Source organism: Shewanella basaltis, assembly GCF_023283885.1.
GTDB classification, from domain to species: domain Bacteria; phylum Pseudomonadota; class Gammaproteobacteria; order Enterobacterales; family Shewanellaceae; genus Shewanella; species Shewanella basaltis.
Genome location: NZ_JAKILA010000032.1, coordinates 15,749 through 37,407 on the forward strand (window position 1 = coordinate 15,749; position 21,659 = coordinate 37,407).

General features: G+C 44.6%; 16 protein-coding genes and 1 pseudogene. 11 read left to right on the plus strand and 6 right to left on the minus strand.

Annotated elements, in window-relative coordinates:
- Nucleotides 1-25: 25 nt before the first annotated feature.
- Nucleotides 26-847: pseudogene (locus L2703_RS17890) on the plus strand (LLM class flavin-dependent oxidoreductase); the annotation flags it as partial.
- 78 nt (nt 848-925) lie between these two features.
- Here the strand turns inward: L2703_RS17890 and ohr are convergent.
- The gene (ohr, locus tag L2703_RS17895) at nt 926-1,348 is read right to left on the minus strand and encodes an organic hydroperoxide reductase Ohr (protein ID WP_248972388.1); all 423 of its coding nucleotides are present in this window, start codon (nt 1,346-1,348) and stop codon (nt 926-928) included.
- Nucleotides 1,349-1,596: 248 nt separating this feature from the next.
- On the opposite strand from ohr, the gene L2703_RS17900 reads away from it, so the two are divergent.
- Complete coding sequence (locus L2703_RS17900; RefSeq protein WP_248972389.1) at nt 1,597-3,360, plus strand: alkaline phosphatase D family protein; 1,764 nt, start codon at nt 1,597-1,599, stop codon at nt 3,358-3,360.
- An 80-nt stretch (nt 3,361-3,440) separates the two neighbouring features.
- On the opposite strand, the gene L2703_RS17905 is transcribed toward L2703_RS17900, so the two are convergent.
- The 4 genes from L2703_RS17905 to arfB form a co-directional block, all read right to left on the minus strand.
- Nucleotides 3,441-4,448, minus strand: coding sequence for a class I SAM-dependent rRNA methyltransferase (locus L2703_RS17905; RefSeq protein ID WP_248972390.1), 1,008 nt, complete (start codon nt 4,446-4,448; stop codon nt 3,441-3,443).
- 367 nt (nt 4,449-4,815) lie between these two features.
- Nucleotides 4,816-5,211 carry a DUF3859 domain-containing protein gene (locus L2703_RS17910; RefSeq protein ID WP_248972391.1) on the minus strand — a complete coding sequence of 132 codons (396 nt, stop codon included), beginning with the start codon at nt 5,209-5,211 and terminating at the stop codon, nt 4,816-4,818.
- Between the two features lie 3 nt (nt 5,212-5,214).
- Nucleotides 5,215-5,667, minus strand: a complete 453-nt coding sequence (gene aroQ, locus L2703_RS17915) for a type II 3-dehydroquinate dehydratase (protein WP_248972392.1) — start codon at nt 5,665-5,667, stop codon at nt 5,215-5,217.
- 100 nt (nt 5,668-5,767) lie between these two features.
- Complete coding sequence (gene arfB / locus L2703_RS17920; protein WP_188918370.1) at nt 5,768-6,184, minus strand: alternative ribosome rescue aminoacyl-tRNA hydrolase ArfB; 417 nt, start codon at nt 6,182-6,184, stop codon at nt 5,768-5,770.
- Nucleotides 6,185-6,444: 260 nt separating this feature from the next.
- Here arfB and L2703_RS17925 point away from each other — a divergent pair, with 260 nt between their 5' ends.
- The 5 genes from L2703_RS17925 (at nt 6,445) to L2703_RS17945 (ending at nt 11,979) form a co-directional block, all read left to right on the plus strand.
- Nucleotides 6,445-6,810 (plus strand): SpoIIAA family protein, encoded by a 366-nt coding sequence (locus L2703_RS17925; RefSeq protein ID WP_248972393.1) that lies wholly within the window; start codon nt 6,445-6,447, stop codon nt 6,808-6,810.
- 36 nt (nt 6,811-6,846) lie between these two features.
- Nucleotides 6,847-7,023, plus strand: a complete 177-nt coding sequence (locus L2703_RS17930) for a DUF3012 domain-containing protein (RefSeq protein ID WP_248972394.1) — start codon at nt 6,847-6,849, stop codon at nt 7,021-7,023.
- Nucleotides 7,024-7,071: 48 nt separating this feature from the next.
- On the plus strand, nt 7,072-7,482 hold the full coding sequence (locus L2703_RS17935; protein WP_248972405.1) for a hypothetical protein: 411 nt from the start codon (nt 7,072-7,074) through the stop codon (nt 7,480-7,482).
- 201 nt (nt 7,483-7,683) lie between these two features.
- A complete protein-coding gene (locus L2703_RS17940; protein ID WP_248972395.1) occupies nt 7,684-8,811 on the plus strand; it encodes an efflux RND transporter periplasmic adaptor subunit in 1,128 nt (375 codons plus the stop codon).
- Between the two features lie 9 nt (nt 8,812-8,820).
- Nucleotides 8,821-11,979, plus strand: coding sequence for an efflux RND transporter permease subunit (locus tag L2703_RS17945; RefSeq protein ID WP_248972396.1), 3,159 nt, complete (start codon nt 8,821-8,823; stop codon nt 11,977-11,979).
- A gap of 77 nt (nt 11,980-12,056) precedes the next feature.
- On the opposite strand, the gene L2703_RS17950 is transcribed toward L2703_RS17945, so the two are convergent.
- Nucleotides 12,057-13,262 carry a potassium/proton antiporter gene (locus L2703_RS17950; protein WP_248972397.1) on the minus strand — a complete coding sequence of 402 codons (1,206 nt, stop codon included), beginning with the start codon at nt 13,260-13,262 and terminating at the stop codon, nt 12,057-12,059.
- Between the two features lie 771 nt (nt 13,263-14,033).
- On the opposite strand from L2703_RS17950, the gene L2703_RS17955 reads away from it, so the two are divergent.
- The 4 genes from L2703_RS17955 (at nt 14,034) to L2703_RS17970 (ending at nt 21,419) form a co-directional block, all read left to right on the plus strand.
- Nucleotides 14,034-14,408 (plus strand): hypothetical protein, encoded by a 375-nt coding sequence (locus L2703_RS17955; RefSeq protein WP_248972398.1) that lies wholly within the window; start codon nt 14,034-14,036, stop codon nt 14,406-14,408.
- 230 nt (nt 14,409-14,638) lie between these two features.
- Nucleotides 14,639-17,455: a hypothetical protein gene (locus L2703_RS17960; RefSeq protein ID WP_248972399.1), complete on the plus strand. Its 2,817-nt coding sequence runs from the start codon at nt 14,639-14,641 to the stop codon at nt 17,453-17,455.
- Between the two features lie 84 nt (nt 17,456-17,539).
- Nucleotides 17,540-20,224: a TonB-dependent receptor domain-containing protein gene (locus L2703_RS17965; protein WP_248972400.1), complete on the plus strand. Its 2,685-nt coding sequence runs from the start codon at nt 17,540-17,542 to the stop codon at nt 20,222-20,224.
- A gap of 235 nt (nt 20,225-20,459) precedes the next feature.
- Nucleotides 20,460-21,419 carry a hypothetical protein gene (locus L2703_RS17970; RefSeq protein WP_248972401.1) on the plus strand — a complete coding sequence of 320 codons (960 nt, stop codon included), beginning with the start codon at nt 20,460-20,462 and terminating at the stop codon, nt 21,417-21,419.
- Nucleotides 21,420-21,659: the final 240 nt, after the last annotated feature.

Here is a 21,659-nt window from a genome sequence, read left to right on the forward strand (position 1 = left end):
CTTGCTGAAATCGAGAATCTTCAGGTTGTTTGGGTATATTGCAGGTGGCACTAAGCGCATTAGAGTGGGAGCGGGTGGCATTATGCTGCCTAATCATGCGCCGCTTGTAGTGGCAGAGCAATTTGGCACCTTAGCCAGTTTGTATCCAGACCGAATTGATTTAGGCTTGGGCCGTGCGCCAGGCAGCGATCCGGTAACCAGCTTAGCGCTTAATCGCGATACCCAGCGGGCAGAGCATTTTCCCGATGAGGTCAGTGAGCTGCAATCATTACTCGGACCACGCGAGGCGCGCCAAATTGGGCAAGCTAAAGCGGTACGAGCGATCCCGGGCGAGCATACCAATGTACCAATTTGGTTACTCGGCTCAAGCTTGTTTAGTGCGCAACTCGCGGCCAAACGTGGTTTGCCGTATGTGTTTGCGGGCCATTTTGCGCCACGATTTTTATCAGAGGCCATTGCGTTATATCGCCGTGAATTTACCCCGTCGGCAGTTCTTGCCACACCTTATGTGATGGTTGGGCTACCGTTAGTGGCAGCGCCTACCGATGCTGAAGCGCAATACCTTAGCACCACATCAAAACAACGCATTTTAGCGCTTATTCGTGGCCAAGAAATGTGGCTAAAACCGCCTATCGATAGCATGGATGGGTTGTGGAGCGAGCAAGAGAAAAACTATGTTGATAGCTTTTTAAGCTTATCTATTTGCGGTGGCCCATCGACCATTAAGCATCGTTTAGCGGTGTTTGTTGAACAGCTTGGCGTGGATGAGGTGATGTTCACTAACGATTTATACAGCCATGAACATCGTTTACGCGCGTTAGATATTGTAATGAACATAAAATCGTAGGTATTCAACAACAAAAAACCAAGACTCGCGTCTTGGTTTTTTGTTGGTTAAACACGCCTAACGGCGCGATCTTTTGCGTTAAATCGCTTGGCCATTAACGGTTAATTTTACATCAATGTTGCCACGTACTGCGTTTGAATATGGGCAAACTTGGTGTGCGGTTTTAACCAGCTTTTCTGCTGCTTCCTGGTCTAAATCAAGTTCAACCGCAAGGGCGACTGTTAGGGCAAATCCGCCATTATCATTAGGGCCAATGCCTACCGTTGCTGTGGTTGGGGCCGCTTTGATGGCCACTTTGGTTTCGCGTGCTACGTGTAAAATTGCGTTTGAGAAACACGCTGCATAACCTGCGGCAAATAATTGTTCAGGGTTAGTAAACTCGCCGCTACCCCCCATTTCTTTTGGGTAACTTAATTGTAAGTCGACTTTTTTGTCGTCGGTAGAAACTTGACCGTTACGGCCGGCTAATGCGGTTGCTGAAGTGGTGTATAACGTTGACATAATAAACCTCGTAAATAAGTTAGTTAATTTAAGTTGTGTGCAATTTAATTGCGCTCACTATAACTAAGCGAAAATGAAAATGCAACTAGATTGTGTGCAATTTAATTTTGGGCTGCACAAATAGTTTGGCCCAATTGTTTGTCATGGTTTTGTCACTGTTATGTCATCGTTTACTTTCACAATAGCCACTCATTAGACCTCTTAGGCTGTGACTGACACGGCCGCATGTAACCAATAAGGATATGTTTATGAAACGGTTTGTTACTCGTCGTGATTTTTTGGCTATGTCAGCAAAAGGCGTGGGTGCTGTTGTGGTGTCTTACGGGCTAATGGGCTGTCATAGTGATGACGATGAGACTATTTCTGGCCAGTTTTTACAAGGCGTTGCCAGTGGCGACCCTGCAGCAGATGCCGTGATTTTATGGACACGAGTTACGCCAGATAAACCGGGCGATATTACCGTTTCATGGGAAGTGGCCACAGACAGTGGCTTTACTGATTTAGTCACTAATGGCCAAACCATAACCAATGACAGCCGCGACTATACCGTTAAAATTGATGCCGTAGGCCTAGTGGCAGGTCAGCAGTATTTTTATCGTTTTAAAGCGGGCGATAACGTATCTGTCGTGGGGAAAACCCGCACGTTACCACAGGGGAGCGTGGACTCGGTCAAGCTTGCGGTGATGTCGTGTGCTAATTTTCCTGCTGGTTATTTTAATGTTTACGAAATGGCAGCTCAGCGAGATGATTTAGATGCTGTGGTGCATTTAGGTGACTATTTATATGAGTATGCCCGCGGGGAATACGCCAGCGACAATGCAGCAGCCCTAGGCCGTGAAGTGTTGCCCGAAGGAGAGCTGTTTTTATTAGCCGACTATCGTACTCGTTATAGCCAATACCGTAGCGATGCCAGCTTACAAAAACTGCATGCTAGCGTGCCCTTTATTACGGTGTGGGACGACCATGAAGTGGCTAATGATACATGGAAAGAGGGCGCTGAAAATCATAACGACGATGAAGGTGATTTTGACCAACGTAAGGCTGCTGCACTGCAAGCCTATTTTGAGTGGCTACCCATTAGGCCCTGGAGCGAAGGTAATCATGAAGAAATTTACAGAAGTTTTAATTACGGTGACCTGGTTGATTTGCATATGCTCGACACTCGTGTGCTGGCTCGCGACAAGCAATTAGAATACAGCGATTATATTGACTCAACGACAGGGGCGTTTGACAGTAATCTTTTTTTAGCCGCTGTCACTGATATTAATCGTACTTTATTGGGGCAAGCTCAATTGCAGTGGTTACAACAAACCTTACTGCAATCTACTGCCAAGTGGCAGGTATTAGGACAGCAGGTGTTAATGGGGAAAATGTTATTGCCTGCTGCTATTGCCACTCAGCAAATGAGCATACCGCAATTTGCACAGCTTGCTGGCATTGCCCAATTGGCAGGGCGTGCTCAAGCAGGCGATACCACATTAACCGCTGAAGAACTGGCGTATTTGCAAGCTAATCAAGATAAGCTCACTCCTGAGGTGGTGGCATTATTACAATTGCCCTCCATTCCATATAATTTAGATGCCTGGGACGGTTACGCCTATGAGCGCGAAGTGATTTATGCCACGGCTAAGTCGTTAAAGCATAACCTAGTGGTCATTGCCGGTGACACTCATAATGCATGGGCTAATGAGCTCACAGACAGCAATGGCGATACCGTAGGTGTTGAATTTGCCACCAGTTCCGTGTCATCACCAGGGCTTGAATATTACTTAGGTTTGTCTGATGCTGAGATGCCAGCAACAGAAGCGGCAATTGTGGGGTTAATAAACGATCTTAAATATGCCAACTTAAAAGATCGTGGTTATTTATTATTGACCTTCACTGCCGACGAAGTACGCGGCGATTGGCAATATGTTGATACTATTCTAGACAAAAGCTTTACGAGTTTAGTTGCACGTAACCACAGTGCGACGAGTGCTGCGGGTAACCCACAAATCGTGGCAATGTCGTAAGCCCGTTTTGGGATTAACCAAACGATTCAGCCACCTTCGGTGGCTGAATTGTTTGTCGCAAATGATTGATCTCGACTCGATTAATCTATGCCTAATACGACAATTTTTAGCGGGTGGTTGTCGTCAAATGCCGGGAAATCAGCATGACAGTCTAACCATTGGCTGGAGGTGACTTTACGGCCTTGTTTTTCAACGCAGCGGACTAGGCTGTCGTACCAGGTTTGGCGATCCACTTTGGCGACATTATTACAACACACGATATGACCACCGGCTTTAGTGGCTAATACTGCAGGCTTAAATAACCCCTGGTAATCATTCACTAAATCGACAATGCCAAAGGCGCTTTTGGCAAAACGGGGTGGGTCTAAAAACACTAAGTCAAACTGTGTTGCCCGCAGTTTGGGGTATTTAGGCAGTTTTTGATTACGGCGTCCGCCAACCGGTAATCCCGCTAATTGGCGCAGCGCCGGAAACGCATCGCTTTGCACAAACTCGCATACCTCAGTAACCTTGTTTAGTTCGGCATTTTTTTGCCCAGCGGCTAACGCAAAAGATGAAAAATCGACATTCATTACTTTACGCGCGCCGCCCATAGCTGCTGCAATGCCCACACCACAAGTGTACGAAAACAGGTTTAATACGCTTTTATCTTTACTGTTAGCTTGCACATATTCGCGGCCGATACGCATGTCTAAAAACAGCAGTGGGTCCTGGCCTTCGTGACGAAGTTTAGAGGTAAATGCGATGCCGTTCTCATGGATCACTTGTTCTGTTTGAGCGTAATCCTGTGCTTCATTCGTGGCGGTATTGAGCACTCGAGAATGGTTACCTGAGCGATCGTTGTACACGATATGAAAATCTGCATGGGCAGTTAGTTCACTTGAAATGTCTGTCAGCTGCTCATCTGATAAAGTCTGGTGAAAAGTTTGGATTAACCAAGCATCGCCATAACGATCGATATTAAGACCATTTTCGCCTTCAACCGTGCCATGAAATACCCTATAGCAGTCGGTATTGTCTTGGCTGGCTTGCTCAAAAAAGGCAGTACGTTTGGCTAACGCTGCGGTTAAAACAGATTGAATGGACATGGATGCTCGATAAATGGCGGGGCAATTTGCGTGCAGTATAGCAAACAATCGCTTTAAGTGTGGCAGCGTGATTATCGATAACGCTTCACTTTATTCGGGGAGACATACCCAATCAACTTGAAGCTACGTGTTTCAGAGTTTCACTGTGTTTTCAGTACTAGGCGCGTTAATGCGGTAATGTCGGTACTTTATAACTTAGCGCAAACAGCGCTCTTGATTTAAAAATCAGGGGAACACGTTGAAACTCCCAAAGGGCAAGTTTTACACGCGTTTATGCTGCGTTATTGATTTTGGAAAGGGAATAACCATTACCCGCAATCAATGCCTTGCCTAAACGTGTGTAAACTCTTGCTGAAATCGAGTATCTTCAGGTTGTTTGGGTATATACCTTAAAGGTTTTGTCGGCAACAATTTTGCCATTGAGCTCAAGGGTCATGCGCCAATTACCGACTTTGTTATCTGCTGGTGCCCAAATGCAATCGCCAAGATAAAAGCGCCAATCGTTTTCCTTAATGAATACAGTACCATCAAACGGTGGGCGCACATTACCTTGGTCGTCTGGAATATCAGGATGATAAATACAGTAGGTTAATACCTGGTTTTTGGCTTTTTTGATCCGAACAATAAAGCCAAATTCAGTATCAATAATTGCGGGGACGTGAATGGTTGCCTCTAAAAAACGTGGCAAGTCATCGCTCTGGTTGTCCCACTGGCTGAATATGCCGCTATAAATAATGCTGACGTCGGCTTTTAGCTTACTCAAACCTTATCCTTTGTGATGCTCTTTTAGGTACTTAATTGCCGCTTGCAGGGCAAAATCGTAACCTTGTGCACCTAGGCCGCAAATAACCCCCTGGGCTTTGTCTGAAAAATACGAATGATGCCTAAAAGGCTCGCGGGCATGCACATTTGATAAATGCACTTCAATAAACGGTATGGCCACGCCGAGTATAGCGTCACGCAGGGCAACGCTGGTGTGGGTAAAAGCTGCAGGATTGATAATAATAAACTGGGCATCGGTAGCATGTATGGCGTCAATTAATTGATATTCGGCATTAGACTGAACGTGTTCTAATTCAACGCCGACTTGGTTCGCGCTATCGGTTAGTTCATTTACAATGGTGGCTAAGGTTTGATGGCCATAGTGCCCCGGCTCGCGGCGGCCAAGCAAATTAAGATTAGGGCCATTTATCACTAAAATTTTGGCTGTGCTGCTCATGGGACTTCCTGTGGTGTGGGCAATAAAACGTGTGAGTCCATTCTTACTGAAGATATGCGCGTGGTAAACCTAAAAATGTTCATCTAACGGCTAAAATTCATTAATAGCCGGTTTTATTTTGGCGCATGGCTTTGGTGGCACCACGTTGTTTTTTCGCTTCAATTCGGCGAGTTTGACTGCCTTTGGTGGCTTTGGTCGCAATACGGGCCTTTTGTACAATGCCGACACTTTTTACCAGCTCAATAAATTGTTCTAACGCGGTCTGGCGATTAAAGTCTTGGCTTCTTGATTGCTGGCATTTGATGATGATTTTTCCGCTTTTGGTAATGCGGTGATCAGCCTTGGCTAATAACTTTTGTTGATAAAATTCAGGCAAAGATGATGATGCAATATCAAAGCTAAGCTGAGCCGCTGTCGATACTTTATTGACATTTTGACCGCCCGCGCCGCTTGAGCGAACAAACTGCCATTCAATTTCGTTGTCTTGCAATATGACTCGTTGAGTAATTTGTATCATTCGGTTGAGGTTGTCCTCTTTAATATGTTTTATCGGTTAATTATACCGTAATTAGGCGTGTATTTCAGCGGTGGCTATTAATGAGCCTCAGCGTTAACTTGTCTCGACATCAGCAAAATACTGACTGTGCTCTGAGTTATTGCATATTTAATGAAATCAAATGCAGAGTTTTGGTATTATGAGCGCCACTGTCGCTTTAGCGATGATAGGTCGTTTTAAAGTGTGTTCTATAGCCTGATGATAAGGCTGGAGTTACTGTTATGTTGTGTCAAATACCCGATATTACCAAGGGTGTCATTAGTTTATTTGTCAGTGGGCGCCTATCTGCGTCCGATTACCGTACCCGTCTGCAACCGACTATTCGCGCTTATCGTAAAGATTGGGGCCAGGTATGCTTGTATATTGAAGCGGATGTGTTACTCGAAGGTTGGGAATTTGGCTCTTTAACCGGCAGTGGTGAAGTACAATTACCTGCATTTGATGCATTAGTGTTTGTTGGCGGCCCAGATTGGGTAGGCAATGCTGTGCGGTTAATGGGACCGTTTATGCAAGGCGAAGTCGCATGGTTTCCATTATCAGAAAAACAAAATGCAATAACGTGGATTGCTAAACGTTCTCAGTGTTAGTATCTGTTTACTTATTTAGAAAAGGATTGCTTACTTATGTCGTTATCAAAATTGTTTGCCGTATCAAGCGCATTATTATTAACCCTAAGCTTAACCGCGTGTGCACCTGAAGTGGGCAGCGATGCTTGGTGTAAACAAATGAAAGAAAAGGACAGTGGCGATTGGACCGCAAACGAAGCCACTGATTATGCGAAGCATTGCGTATTTAAATAAGCGTTAGTGCGCCGGAGTGCGGATTTGAATTCACGCGTTTTGCCCTACATGGCATATTGTGCCAAGTTGATCATTGCTATTGTGTTACTGCAATTTGTGGGCGCAAACTTAGGCGCACATCAGTTGCACCTGGGCAATAGCAATGAAGAGCAAAACAATCATCCGCACTTGCAATTAACCACAGAAGTTATTGTTATCGCAGATTGTCTCGACTGTACTTGTGCACTTGACGGCTCTACAACACATTCGGTCAGTGACGACCACCAGCATGTTGCCAATATAACCGATATTCAACAAATTGATGTCTGTTTAGATTGCCAATGTCATGGTGGTCATATTGCCTTAGTGTCTCCTGTTAATGACGTATTAAGGCAAGGTGTTAACAACACGTATACTGATTTTAGTTTATTGTATTTACCGCCAGATAACCTACCCCGTTACCGCCCACCAATAGCGTAATTCCTAACGCCATATTGTTATTAAGTTGTTTTATGCAGCTGACTCATTGACCGTTTACGGCAGCTAATCCTGTTGCATTACGTTAATGCGGTTGGGTGTATTGCATAAGACAAAATTCATTACCGTTAACATCGTCATGTTGCCGCCTTTTTGTATATGAAGGATAGGCGATGTGTTGACGGCTTATGTTTAGGAATACCCATGAAGCCTATTTTTATATTGTTTTCCCCAACCAAGGCATGTTGTGCCTTGGTATCTTTATTTGCCACATTAATGATTGTTAGCACTGCACAAGCCAGTGAAACGGCAGACACTCACCTAGAGCAAGTTCTTACCCTTAATAGCGAACAACGACAGCTCGCAGGCATTAATGTGTCTGAGTTAGTCAATCAAGGCTTTAGTTTACAAGCCGTTGCGACTGCGCAATTACTGGTTGATAAAGATAAAACCATGACCATTGCGCCACAGCTCGATATGCAGGTGCTCAAGCGCCATGTTGTACCCGGACAGCAAGTCACTCAAGGCCAGGCATTATTAACATTGGGCGGGGCAGAAATAGCAGCTGCGCAAGCCGATTATATTAATGCGGCTACTGAATGGGATCGCATTAAACGTATGACAGCCGGCAGTATTAGTGCCAGTCAGCGGATGCAGACAGAGGTTAACGCCGAGCTAAAACGCGCTATTTTACAGTCGATTATGATGACTAACCAGCAAATATCAGCATTGGTGTCATCACCAAGCAGTATTGGTCAATTTCAGTTATTAGCACCTATTCAAGGCCGTGTGCAGCAAGATATTGCCATGTTAGGCCAAGTGCTTGAAGCCGGTACGCCCTTGATGCAAATCACCGATGAATCATATTTGTGGGTGCAAGCTGAGTTGACGCCGTCACAAGCAGAGCAAATCGATATTGGTAGCGAAGCCATGGTGCGTGTGAGTGAACAAACTCGCCGTGGTGTCATTATTGGTCGCGCCCATGAAATCAATCCGGTCACTCGAACAGAGCAAGTATTGGTGCGTTTGCCTAACCCTAAACATGATTTACATGCAGGGGAATTTGCTGAGTTGTACCTGCCCAGTAAACAGCATAGTGCTAATGGGTTTGTTGTTCCCGATGCTGCGCTAACCCGCAGTGGTGACGGTGATTGGCAGATTTTTATTGAACATGATGAAGGCTTTGAGGCCGTCGAAGTAAAAGTGGTTGAACGTCAACGAGGTCTAAGCATGATAACTGGCGTTGAGCCCAAAAGTCGCGTGGTGATATCTGGGGCGTTTTTCTTAGCGTCTGAACAAGCTAAAGCCGGTTTTGATATTCACAATCACTAGGACCTCATCATGCTATATAAATTAATTGAAATCGCCATCGAAAAGCGATTACTGGTGCTGCTTGGGCTTGTTGCTACAGTGATAGCCAGCTTGGTTATGTTGCCTAAGTTGAATTTAGATGCGTTTCCTGACGTGACTAACGTTCAAGTGACCATCAATACCGAGGCAGAAGGGCTAGCTGCGGAAGAAGTTGAAAAGTTGATTAGCTATCCTGTTGAGGCAGCGATGTATGCCTTGCCAGCCGTAACAGAAGTTAGATCTTTATCGCGTACCGGTTTATCGTTAGTCACCGTGGTCTTTGCGCAAGGCACCGATATTTACTTTGCTCGTCAGCAGGTGTTTGAACAACTGCAAGCAGCAAAAGAAATGATCCCATCGGGTGTTGGTTCACCCGAAATTGGACCAAATACGTCTGGTTTAGGGCAAATTTATCAATACATTTTGCGCGCTGAAGCTGGTTCAAATATAAGTGCATTTGAACTACGCAGTTTGAACGACTACTTAGTGAAACTGCTATTAATGCCAGTCAGTGGTGTGACCGAAGTATTATCATTTGGCGGTGAAGTACTGCAATACCAGGTGCAAGTTGATCCCAATAAGCTGCGCAGTTATGGCTTGTCGATGACCCAAGTAAGCCAAGCGTTAGAAAGTAATAACCGTAATGCTGGTGGTTGGTTTATGGACCAAGGACAAGAACAACTTGTCGTGCGGGGATATGGTTTGCTACCCGCCGGTGACGAGGGGTTACACGCTATTGCAGATATACCACTGACAGAAGTGAATGGTACACCGATTAGAGTGTCCGACATTGCCACCGTGGCGTTTGGCAGCGAAATTAGAGTCGGCGCAGTGACCATGTCACGTCGGCAAACACCCACTGACAGTAATAACCAAGCCGATATCCAAGTATTGGGTGAGGTGGTTGCTGGTGTCGTACTTAAACGCATGGGCGCCAATACCAAAGCCACTATAGATGACATCAATTCACGAGTGAGTTTAATTGAGCAATCCTTACCAAAAGGAGTGTCATTTGAAGTGTTTTACGACCAAGCCGATTTAGTCGATAAAGCGGTGACGACGGTGATTGAAGCGTTATTGATGGCCTTTGGTTTTATCGTGATTATTTTGGCGCTATTTCTGGTTAATATTCGTGCAACATTGTTGGTGTTGCTGTCGATCCCTTTGTCGATCGGGATCGCGCTATTGATCATGTCTTACTATGGTATGTCAGCTAACTTAATGTCTTTAGGTGGCCTTGCTGTTGCGATTGGTATGTTGGTTGATGGATCTGTGGTGATGGTTGAAAACATCTTTAAGCATGTCAGTGGTCAACACCTTGACGAGTATGCCGAACCACAAAGTATGGCGATTAAGATTATGTTGGCTGCTAAAGAAGTGTGTAGCCCCATTTTCTTTGCCACAGCCATTATTATCGTTGTATTTATGCCGTTATTTGCCCTGGAGGGCGTTGAAGGTAAGCTGTTTCAGCCCATGGCAATTAGCATTATTTTAGCCATGCTAGCGGCATTAATCGTGGCATTGTTGGCCGTACCAGCATTGGCCGTCTTCCTGTTTAACAAGGGAGTCGTGATACGCCAAAGCAAAGTGTTGTTCCCCATTGATGCCCTGTATCGACACATATTGTCGTTCGCATTGTCTCGTCCAAAATGGGTGATGCTTGCAGCCGTCATGTTGTTTGCTTTCAGTATGTTGTTACTGCCAAAACTCGGTACTGAATTTGTGCCTGAATTGGAAGAGGGCACGATTAATTTACGCGTCACTTTGGCACCCACCGCCAGTTTGGCTACCTCAATTGATGTCGCACCCAAAATTGAGGCCATGTTACTGGAGTTCCCTGAGGTGGAATACGCGTTAAGCCGTATTGGCGCGCCAGAACTGGGTGGTGATCCAGAGCCCGTCAGTAACATTGAAATTTATATTGGCCTTAAACCCGTTGAGCAATGGACATCCGCCAGTGATCGCTTTGAGCTACAACGGTTAATGGAACAACGCTTGGCGATATTCCCAGGTTTACTACTGACGTTTTCACAACCTATTGCTACCCGTGTCGATGAGTTGTTATCGGGCGTTAAAGCACAGTTAGCGATTAAAATTTTTGGCCCAGATTTAACAATACTGTCTGAAAAAGGCCAAATACTGACGGATTTAGTTGCCAAAATCCCCGGCGCGGTTGATGTGTCGTTAGAGCAAGTCAGTGGCGAAGCACAACTGGTTGTTAGGCCAAAACGAGAGGTGTTGGCCCGCTATGGCATTAGTGTCGATGAAATCATGAGCTTAGTGACTCAAGGAATTGGTGGTGCCAGTGCTGGCCAAGTGATTGACGGTAATGCTCGTTATGACATTAACCTGCGGTTGGCGCAGCAATATCGTAGTGCGCCAGATGTAATTGAAGACTTGCTAATCAATGGCGACAATGGCGCGATTGTACGCTTAGGAGATCTCGCTGATGTGGTGATTGAAATGGCGCCGCCGAATATTCGCCGTGACGATGTGCAACGACGGGTTGTGGTGCAAGCTAATGTGTCTGGCCGAGATATGGGCTCTGTGGTCAAGGATATTTACGCCATTGTGCCACAAGCTGGACTCCCCGCTGGTTACACTGTGGTGGTGGGCGGCCAATATGAAAACCAGCAACGTGCGCAGCAAAAGCTTATGTTAGTGGTGCCTATCTCGATAGGACTGATTGCTTTGTTGTTGTATTTCGCGTTTGGGTCACTAAAACAAGTCGTGCTCATTATGGCTAATGTGCCACTTGCACTTATTGGTGGGGTCATTGCGCTGTATATCACAGAGACATACATGTCGGTACCTAGCTCTATTGGTTTCATTACTTTGTTTGGGGTGGCGGTATTGAATGGTGTCGTGCTGGTGGACTCGATTAACCAGCGAAGGCAAGCATCAGATGAAAACCTGTCCGACAGTGTTTATCAAGGTACGTTAGGACGATTACGTCCGGTATTAATGACGGCACTAACCTCTGCATTAGGGTTAATGCCAATCTTGTTATCATCTGGTATTGGCAGTGAAATCCAACAACCCTTAGCGGTGGTGATTATTGGCGGTTTATTTAGCTCTACAGCCTTAACGTTGTTGGTATTGCCAACGGTTTATCAGTGGTTGTATAGCGATAAACGCTCATCAACGTAACGATTAATATAAAGCCTGTTAGTTATATAAAAGTTCAACCTTAAGCCTACTCATCTGATTAGGCTTTTTTATTTTTATTAATCAGGCTTTTTAGGCTTTAAGTTTAACCTCAATTTATTGGCCAATGGCTCGATGGCTGAACCTTGAACAATGACCGAAATCAGCACAATAAAAAACACCATGTGGATCATTTCTCGCGAGCCTTCAACCCCAGCAGCGGCAGGGATCAGTGCAAATACAATTGGTGTCGCCCCTTTTAATCCAATCATTGATACAAATAAGCGTTTTCGCCAGGTGGCTTGTGTAAACGGCAAATAACATAATTGCACAGCGAGTGGGCGAGCGACGACGATCAGTAAAATGGCTGGTAATAGCGACAGCGTGAATACAGGGAGCAATTGCTGCGGAAAGATCTGCAAGCCTAAAATAATAAACATTAACGACTGCGCCAACCACGATATACCATTAAAAAAGTGTTTACTTACCTCTGCACCTTTCTTTAAATAATTACCAATGATGACACCTGCGATGTACACCGCAATTAACTCGTTACCGCCTAAAATTTCAGTGCTCGAAACGGTAATGGCAAATGCGGCTAAGATAAACACCGGGATAAGTCCAAATTCTGGCAGTTTGATATTGTTTAGTGCCCAAACAGACAATTTTCCCATGATTATGCCGATTACCGCCCCTACACCAATTTGCTGGCCTAGGCTTGAGATGATCGATAAGGCTGTCGGCGTACCGTTGGCACTGTTGATAATATAGTCGGTTAACATAATCACCATGAGTAGGGCGATGGGGTCGTTTGTGGCCGATTCGAATTCTAAAATAGTGCCTGTGCCTTGTTTTAATTTAAGCTTTTTAGATTCTAAAATTGAAAACACCGCCGCGGCGTCGGTAGATGACACTACCGCAGCAAATAGCATGCAGGTTATTAGGTTGAAGTCGAGTAACACATTCAATATAAAGCCAAAAATAATAGTGGTAAGAATCACCCCCATGGTGGAGAGCATGCCGCCTTCTTTCCAGGCAAAGCGAATATTTTTCATGGGAGTATTGAGGCCACCAACAAATACTATGGTATTTAAGGCTAGGGTGCCTATCAGTGATGTTAGCTGTAAATCATCATAAACAAAGCCAAACTCACCATTTCCAAAAGCCAAACCAACGCCCATGAATATCAATAATGATGGCAAGCCTAATGTTTTAGAGGGATGGTGCAATAAAATGCCCACAGCAATAAGGATTGATATACCTAACACTATAATATCTTGTGGCATTTTTGCTCTCCAAATTAAGAAGATTGTGTTTTACAGGCAGTTTAGCATTAAATTCACCTTAAACTTGTTTTATGAACATTTATACATCTAGGGCTTGTTGAGCTTAGCGGGTTGAATATTGTTCGAGTTAAACACGTTTTTAGCCGAACCGTTTGGGCGGAGTTTGTTGGCCATTTTTACTGGTTTATCGACTTTTTATGCAGGAAAACGATACCTCAATGTTTCTGCCGCGCAGTTGTATATGTGAGTTATGGCCAACTGTTTGCTGTAAAGCAAGCCTGCTGATCAATAAGCCTAATTACCAAGTTGCAACTAATCAACCTGAGCTCGGGATAATAAATGCCTTTCAAACAGTCCTTTGCCCTGCTCACTGCGTTGAATCGACTTACAATAGGCTAGCTATTGACGCGTCATTTCGCCTTGTTAGCAGAACAAATGACAAGCTTGAAAGTGAGAATGGGTAACGTGTTGATTTTAAATAGTATAAGTTCATCCCTTATCCCGAGCTCAGGTTAATAATAATTGTTATTTTATACCATGCACGTCGATGGCATGTTTTTAATTACTCGGTTTAGCTTACATCTCAATATGTGTGCCGCTGGTTCAAAAGCTCATTATTCACTGGCTGATATTTACTCATTAGCGCATTAATGTGGATGCAACATGGCATTTAGACAATAGCAATAATGCAATTTTATTTATCATGTTAACATTTTTATTACATTTGTTCGGTGGTAATATAGCTTATGTGGATTATTTTACAGACTCAATATGGCCATATTAATTAGTCTTTGGGGTATTAGCATTTGTTGTTTTGGGGTGTTTATGCTGCTCAAGCCTGCGGTGTTCTCACATGCTATTATCCAGTTTAGTCGGAAACGTTATTTCCATTATGTTGAGATCATTTCACGCCTGGCCATTGGTGCGGCATTATTGTTAGATGCCCATAACACCGCTCACCCACTTGTGTTTGAATTTATGGGTAATTTATTGTTTATAGTTGCAATTTTTTTGGTTTTTATCACAGAGAAATACCATAAAAAATTTGCAATTAGTGCTGCAAAACACGGTGTAAACTGGTTTAAGCCTGCCGGAGCGATTGCTATCGTTTTTGGCTTATGGACAGTATATGTCAGTGTTGTCTAACCCTGCTTAATGTTGCTTGTATTCAGTTAACGTTATTATTTTTTCTTTTTTGTTAAAATTTTATTTTATCAAAGTACCCCTCTAAGCCGCACAGCGATTGGATTTGCATATTTTTGCAATGTTAGTGAAATGTTATTGTCATTTTTACGCAGTCTTTTTGTCATTTTTAACCGTTAGCTTGTCATCCAGCCGATTTACTCACACGCTTACATCCGTCTTCGGAGATGACAATGGAACTGAAAAACCTTTTTAAACTAACTGCTCTTTCAACAGCGCTTGCTGCTACGTTAGGTCTTGCTGGTTGTGGTGGTGATATCAACATCAACACAGGTAATGAAACCACAACACCGACAACCCCAACAACTCCAACCACCCCGACTCAAAGCGCACAGGAGCTATCTTACAGTGGTTTTGCCACTAAGAGCTCAACTGTAGTGGGTGGTAAAGAAGTTTGGGTGTTAAAGGGAACGCTAGCGCCTTCAACTGCGGCATCAACCATTACAACTGGTGGCCAAAATGGCGATTTGATTGTATTAGGCGATGACGTTGTATGGAAATTAGATGGCGCAGTTATTGCGGGTGGCGATAACGAAAATTCAATTGAATTATCCATTCTTCCTGGCACCACTATTTTAGGTGGTAGCGACTCATACCTGGTCATTAACCGTGGTTCAAAAATCATGGCAGAAGGCACAGCCGCTGAGCCTATTGTGTTTACCTCAGTAGAAGCAGGTTTAGGTGAAGAAGGTGAAGCTGGTCAATGGGGTGGGTTAGTGTTATTGGGTAATGCGCCTGTTAACAGCTGTCCAGATCTGACCAATTGTGATGCGTCATTTGAGGTGGGCAATTACAGCTACGGCGGTGATGACACTGAAGATAGCTCAGGTTCAATTAAGTATGTTCGTGTTGAATTTGGTGGTTTTAAAATCAACGACACCCAAGAAATGAACGGTATTAGTTTTGCTGGTGTGGGTGCAGGCACAGAAGTTGACCATATCCAGATCCACTTAAACAATGATGACGGCGTTGAATTTTGGGGCGGTAACGTGTCAATTTCAAACGTGGTACTGACAGAAAACTTTGACGACTCATTAGATTGGACTAACGGTTGGCAAGGTAGCGCACAACACGTTTATATTCGTCAGGCTGACAACGGTTCAAACCGTGGTATTGAAGCCGACAGTAACAGCGATGCAGCTGCATCACCTATGTCACAACCTGCGCTGGCTAACTTTACAATCCAGGTTGCCAATGGTACCAACAGCGGCGGTGACGATGCTGAAGGTATTTTGTTCCGTAAAGGCACGGGCGCTCACGCTTATAACATGTTGGTTAAAGGTGATGTGGACTCTGGTGAGTGTTTAGAGGTGAACGATGATGCAACGGTTAACAATGCAAACACTGCTGAGTTAACTATGCAAAACAGCTTAATTGATTGTGTCGAGCCATTTAAAGATGCCAAGGTTGATGCCGCAGCAGGTACAACGTTGGCACTGGACGTAGAAGCATGGTTTAACGGCCAAGATGGTAACCTAGTTGGTGCATCTGATTTAACAGATTACATGCCTAATTCATCATCAGTTGCATTAACTGGCGGTAAAGCCGATTTAAGCAACATTGATGCACGTTTAAAAAATGCTAATTATATCGGTGCTTTTGATGGCACCAATGACTGGACCGTTGGTTGGACTACGGCCATTCATGACGATGTTGACACTACGCCTGCAGAATTACCTGTGATGACTTCTTGTCCGGTAGGTACGACGGCATCTGACGCAGTTGCGGGCTTATACAAAGACTCATCAGTGACCTTAATCTGTACGCTTGAAGGCAACGTGCTAAGCAATACCACTTTACTTGCTGGCCAAAACGTCATGTACAAAATTGACGGCGGCGCGGTACTTGTAGGTGAAGATAAAGGCACATCAGCGACTTTAGCTATCCAGGCAGGTGTTAAGTTATTTGCTACTGCTAACAGCTACATTGCCGTAAGCCGTGGTTCTAAAATTATGGCTCAAGGCAGTGCTGACTACCCAATTATTATGACATCTGAAGAAGATGTGATTGCCGGTGCACAAGGTGAACGTGGTCAATGGGGTGGTTTAGTTATTCTGGGTAAAGGCTTAACTAACACATGCCCAGATAAAAACGCATGTGACGCATCGTTTGAGGTAGGCGACTTCCCATATGGTGGTAACGACAACACTGATAACAGCGGTCAAATTAGTTACGTTGTTGTTAAGTACGCAGGCTTTAAAGTTAACGATACCCAAGAAATGAACGGTATTTCGTTTGCTGCAGTGGGCAGTGGTACGCAAGTTGACCATATTCAAGTGCATGCTAACGGCGATGATGGCGTAGAGTTTTGGGGTGGCGCGGTTAACTTAAAATATGTTTACCTAACTGAAAACTTTGACGATTCATTAGACTGGACTAACGGTTGGACCGGTAAAGCACAGTTTGTGTACATCACTCATGAAGATGGCAACGCAAACCGTGGTATCGAAGCTGACAGCAACAGCTCAGGTGCAGCGGCAACGCCAGTGTCTGCGCCAAAGCTTGCTAACTTCACGATTTTACCGGGTGTTGATACGCCAAATGCGAGCGGCGACAGCGGCGAAGGTATCTTGTTACGTGTTGGTACCGCAGGCGAGCTTTACAACGTGCTAGTACAAGGCCGTAAAGGAAGCACTGCTGAAACGGAATCTGGTGAGTGTTTAGAGCTCGACGGTTCGGTATCAAGCCTAGTTGACAATGTGAATGCGGGTACTCTAGTGATGACTCACTCAATCATCGATTGTAACGAGCCATTCAAAACATCGGGTACGACCGTGATAAACACTGAAACTTGGTTTATGGGTCAAGAAGGTAACTCAACGTCAGTGGTAAGCATTACCGACGGTATGCCAGCTGCAAATGACACAACACTTCTTGGTAAAGGTAAAGACTTAAGTACTGATGACAGCTTCTTCGAATCAACCAACTACATTGGTGCATTCGATGGCCAGACAGACTGGCGTCAAGGTTGGGCTTTTGAGCCACAGTAATCACCTTGATAAGTAATCAGTGACCTATTAATAGCCGCTCGCAAGGGCGGCTATCTCTGAACCGCATACAGGATAGTAAAAAGTATGAAAACCAAGCCGAGTTTTACCGTTAATAAGTTAAGCCTTGCCATTATCTCTGTGATTTCTGCGGCGACATTATTAACAGCTACCCCCGTATACTCGCAAGAACCAGAGCCGACTCGTGACCCTGGTGAAGTGATTCCGATTGAGCCGATTGAGGTTATTTCAGTGACAGGGCGCTTACGCAGCTCAGCCTCAGAAGCCACTGAAGAACGTCGTGAACAAATTGCTGTAGCCGACATTATGGGCTCAGAACAAATTTCAAGAACCGGTGACGGTGACGCAGCCGCCGCACTTCGTCGTGTGACAGGTTTAACCTTAAAAGATGGTAAATTTATTTATGTACGTGGTTTAGGCGAACGTTATTCTAGTACCTCACTAAACGGCGCCACAGTACCATCGCCCGACCCAACACGTAACGTCGTCCCTTTAGACATGTTTCCAGCATCGATCATCGAGTCTCTGTCGGTGCAAAAGTCAGCGTCAGCAAACTCGCCTGCCGCATTTGGTGGCGGACATGTGGATATTCGTACTAAATCCATCCCATCAGATTTCTTTTTTAAAGCCTCTGTAGGCGGACGTTATAACACTAACGACTCAGACGACAGTTACACCTACAAGGGTGGCGGTAAAGATTGGACCGGCCAAGATGACGGCACCCGCAGTATGCCAGGCACCATTAATGACACCATTAATCAGTACGGTGGCATTAGCCCAATTGATATCGTTAGTGGCTCAAATGGCACTGTGAATTATCAAACGGCGCAAACAATAAATCGTGAATTGGCACTGGGATTGTATCGCGACATGACAATCCAACATCAAAGTACCGATCCTGCGGTGCGCGGTGACATTGCCATTGGTGACCGTTGGGACATTACTGACGATATTATTTTTGGTGCCTTATCTGCCGTATCGTATAAAAAGCAAGCAGAAAACTACACCAAACGTGAAGTTGAATTAGACGGTGACAGCAGCCAAGTTCAGATTGAAAACCAAAAAGACATCGTAGGTACAGACTCTGTTGTGCAGGTGTCTGGCATGCTTAACATGGGGTTAGAAATTGGCTACAACCATAAAATCGAAACCTTTACCACCTACTTACAAGACACTTCAGACGATGTGTCGTTAGGCATTGAAGAAACCATCGACACCCTAGGTGAGCCAAATGCACTGCAAGTGTACGGTGTTGATTATGAAGAGCGTTCGCTAATTAGTAATCAAATTAAAGGCCATCACTTTATTGAGTTTTTAAATGACGCAGAATTGAACTGGAAGTTTTCAGATGCACGCTCAGAGCGCTATGCGCCTAACGAATTGTCGTACACCTATAACGTATTACTGGACGATAACTACGAGTTGTTATCGCGCAATCTAAACACACAAGATGCGCCTAAATATGTGTATAGCCGTTTACAAGACGACAGCCAAAATTACGGCTGGGACTTAATGTACCCTGTTAATTTTGACAGCGCCGTGCTCAAGCTTACCACTGGCTATGAATACTTTGAGCGCACCCGTGAAAGCTATGCCACACGTTTAGGCCTAGACGTTAATTTAAGCCCATCAAATGTTAATGGCAGCATTTTAGCCGGTGATTTTGATGAGATTTTCTCAGACAGTAATATCATCAACGATACATTAGATTTAGAGCTTAAAGACGCGTCTACCGACACTGAAGATTATATCGCCGCCGAAAAAAATGATGCCGTTTTTGTTAGTATGGACATTGATTTTGATGATGTGTGGCGTGTGTATGCTGGTGTGCGTTATGAAGATTTTCGCCGTGTAACATTACCGATTGACCCAGACGGTGAAATATCAGACGAAGGCGGTCGCTACGACTTAGCCGATTATGTCATCGCAGAAGACGGTTGGTTCCCATCGTTGTCATTAACCTGGAAGCAAACCGACACCACTCAATGGCGTTTAGGTGCAAGTAAAACCATCGTGCGTCCAGACCTGCGCGAAGTATCGCCAGTGCGTTTCCAAGACCCGGTCACAGGCTTTGATTTCTTTGGTAACCCAGAGTTAGAAAGCTCCGACATTCTTAACCTCGATTTACGTTGGGAATACTACTCAGATGATGGCAATAACTTCAGTGTAGGTGCATTTTATAAAGACGTTGACGCACCCATTGAGCCAATTCAGCGTATTTCAGAAGCCGGGCGCCAGCTTAAATTTTATAACGCACAGTCGGGTTATATTTACGGTGTTGAAACCGAGTTTTTACAAGAGCTTGAATTCTTAGGCAGTGATGGCAGCATTTGGGAAGACTTCTTTGTGGCCGGTAACTTAACCCTAGGCGACTCTGAAATTGATATCGCTCCTAATGGCGAAATCGACCCAACTAACCAAACACGTCGTATGACTGGGCACTCACAATGGGTGGCTAACGTGCAACTCAGTTACGATTCGTCCGACAGTTATCACAGCGCAACCTTGGTGTATAACGTGTTTGGTGAGCGTATTGCTTACGGCGGACGTGGCGGTTTAGACGATGTGTATGAAAAGCCATTTCATAGCCTAGACTTTACCTATACTTTCTTCCCTACAACTAGTACAACGATTAAGTTGAAAGCGAAGAATATTCTAGGTGAAACCACCGAGTACGAGCAGCAAAGCTACCAAGTGTATGCCAAAGATCCTGGCACAGAGTACACCCTACAGTTTAGCTATGAGTACTAAATACGTGAATAAATAAGGTTATAACGAGTACTGGTTTTTAGTGGTTTTTACTCATCATTTCAATCACTGAAAACGTGCACGGCCACTTTCTTCGGAACAAAGAAAGTGGCCTTTTTTGTGTATTCCAATACCATACGATTAACGATTGCTCGATACGTTTTAGCAATCTTTTGCAATACATATTTGTTAGAATACCGCTACTTTCTGTCAGTCGCAGCCTGAGTCAATCTTTATTATGTTTAACCGCCTTACTGTATTTTTGTATTTAATCTTAGCGTTATCAACCAGTGCCTGCGCGATGCCCACAGGCATGAGCCAAGCGGGTAGCATTACCGCACCGTCAATTGACGAAGCCAGTGGCCTTGCGGTATCACGGATCAATGATCAAATATTGTGGACACATAACGACAGTGGTGACACGGCAAGGATCTTTGCTATCGATACTCAGGGGCAGCAGTTAGCTACAGTCAATATTACCGGTGTCAACAATACCGATTGGGAAGATATTGCCTCATTTGTATATCAAGGTGAGTCGTACTTATTGATTGCCGATGTGGGTGATAACCAAGCAAAGCGATCGCAGTATCAGTTACATTTGATCAAAGAACCCAATTTAAGCCTACTTAATGGCCAAAAAAATCTGTCTGCCAAACCGGTTTGGAGCATGACATTTACATACCCAGATGGCGCTCACGACTGTGAGTCAGTCGCGGTGGACAGTGTAAAGGGTAAAATACTGCTATTGACCAAACGCGATACGCTACCAATATTGTACGAGCTGCCATTAATCGCCCCAACGCTACAAAGTGGATCAAATAAATCATCTGCTCAAATGATTAAGCAGCAAGCCAAAAGATTAGGCGAAATCGCGCCTTTACCTACCGCTGTACTCGATTATGTCAGTATTTATACTTGGGCAGGCTTTGCTGGCAAACCCACCGCGATGGATATCTCGGCAGATGGGTTATCTGCGGTAATATTAACCTACACCCACGCATTTTATTTTACTCAAACCACACAAGGTGAGTGGTTAAGTTTGTTTTCAACCACGCCACAACAAATTGCACTGCCGGCAATAAAACAAGCCGAAGCGGTAGCGTTTAGCCAGGACGGCCAGAGTATTTATATTACCTCAGAGATGATCCCTGCACCTGTGTATAAAATGGATTTGAACAGTGCTGTTACGCAGCAGTAGATAACCTTGTTTGCACTGCTACTTGCTCAATATTGACCTGATACAATGCAACAAGCAAACACCTGGATTCCGGCTTAACTGCATTGCCGGAACGACGTTAGGATTAACCTCAGATAAAGCCCTGTAAGTTATTGCTAAGAGTCGCAGAGTTTATGTCAGTGTTAACCTGTAATGAAGTTAGACGCTTTATTGCTTAGCTGTGGCGAAGCGTTAACAATTGACCTGATACAATGCAACAAG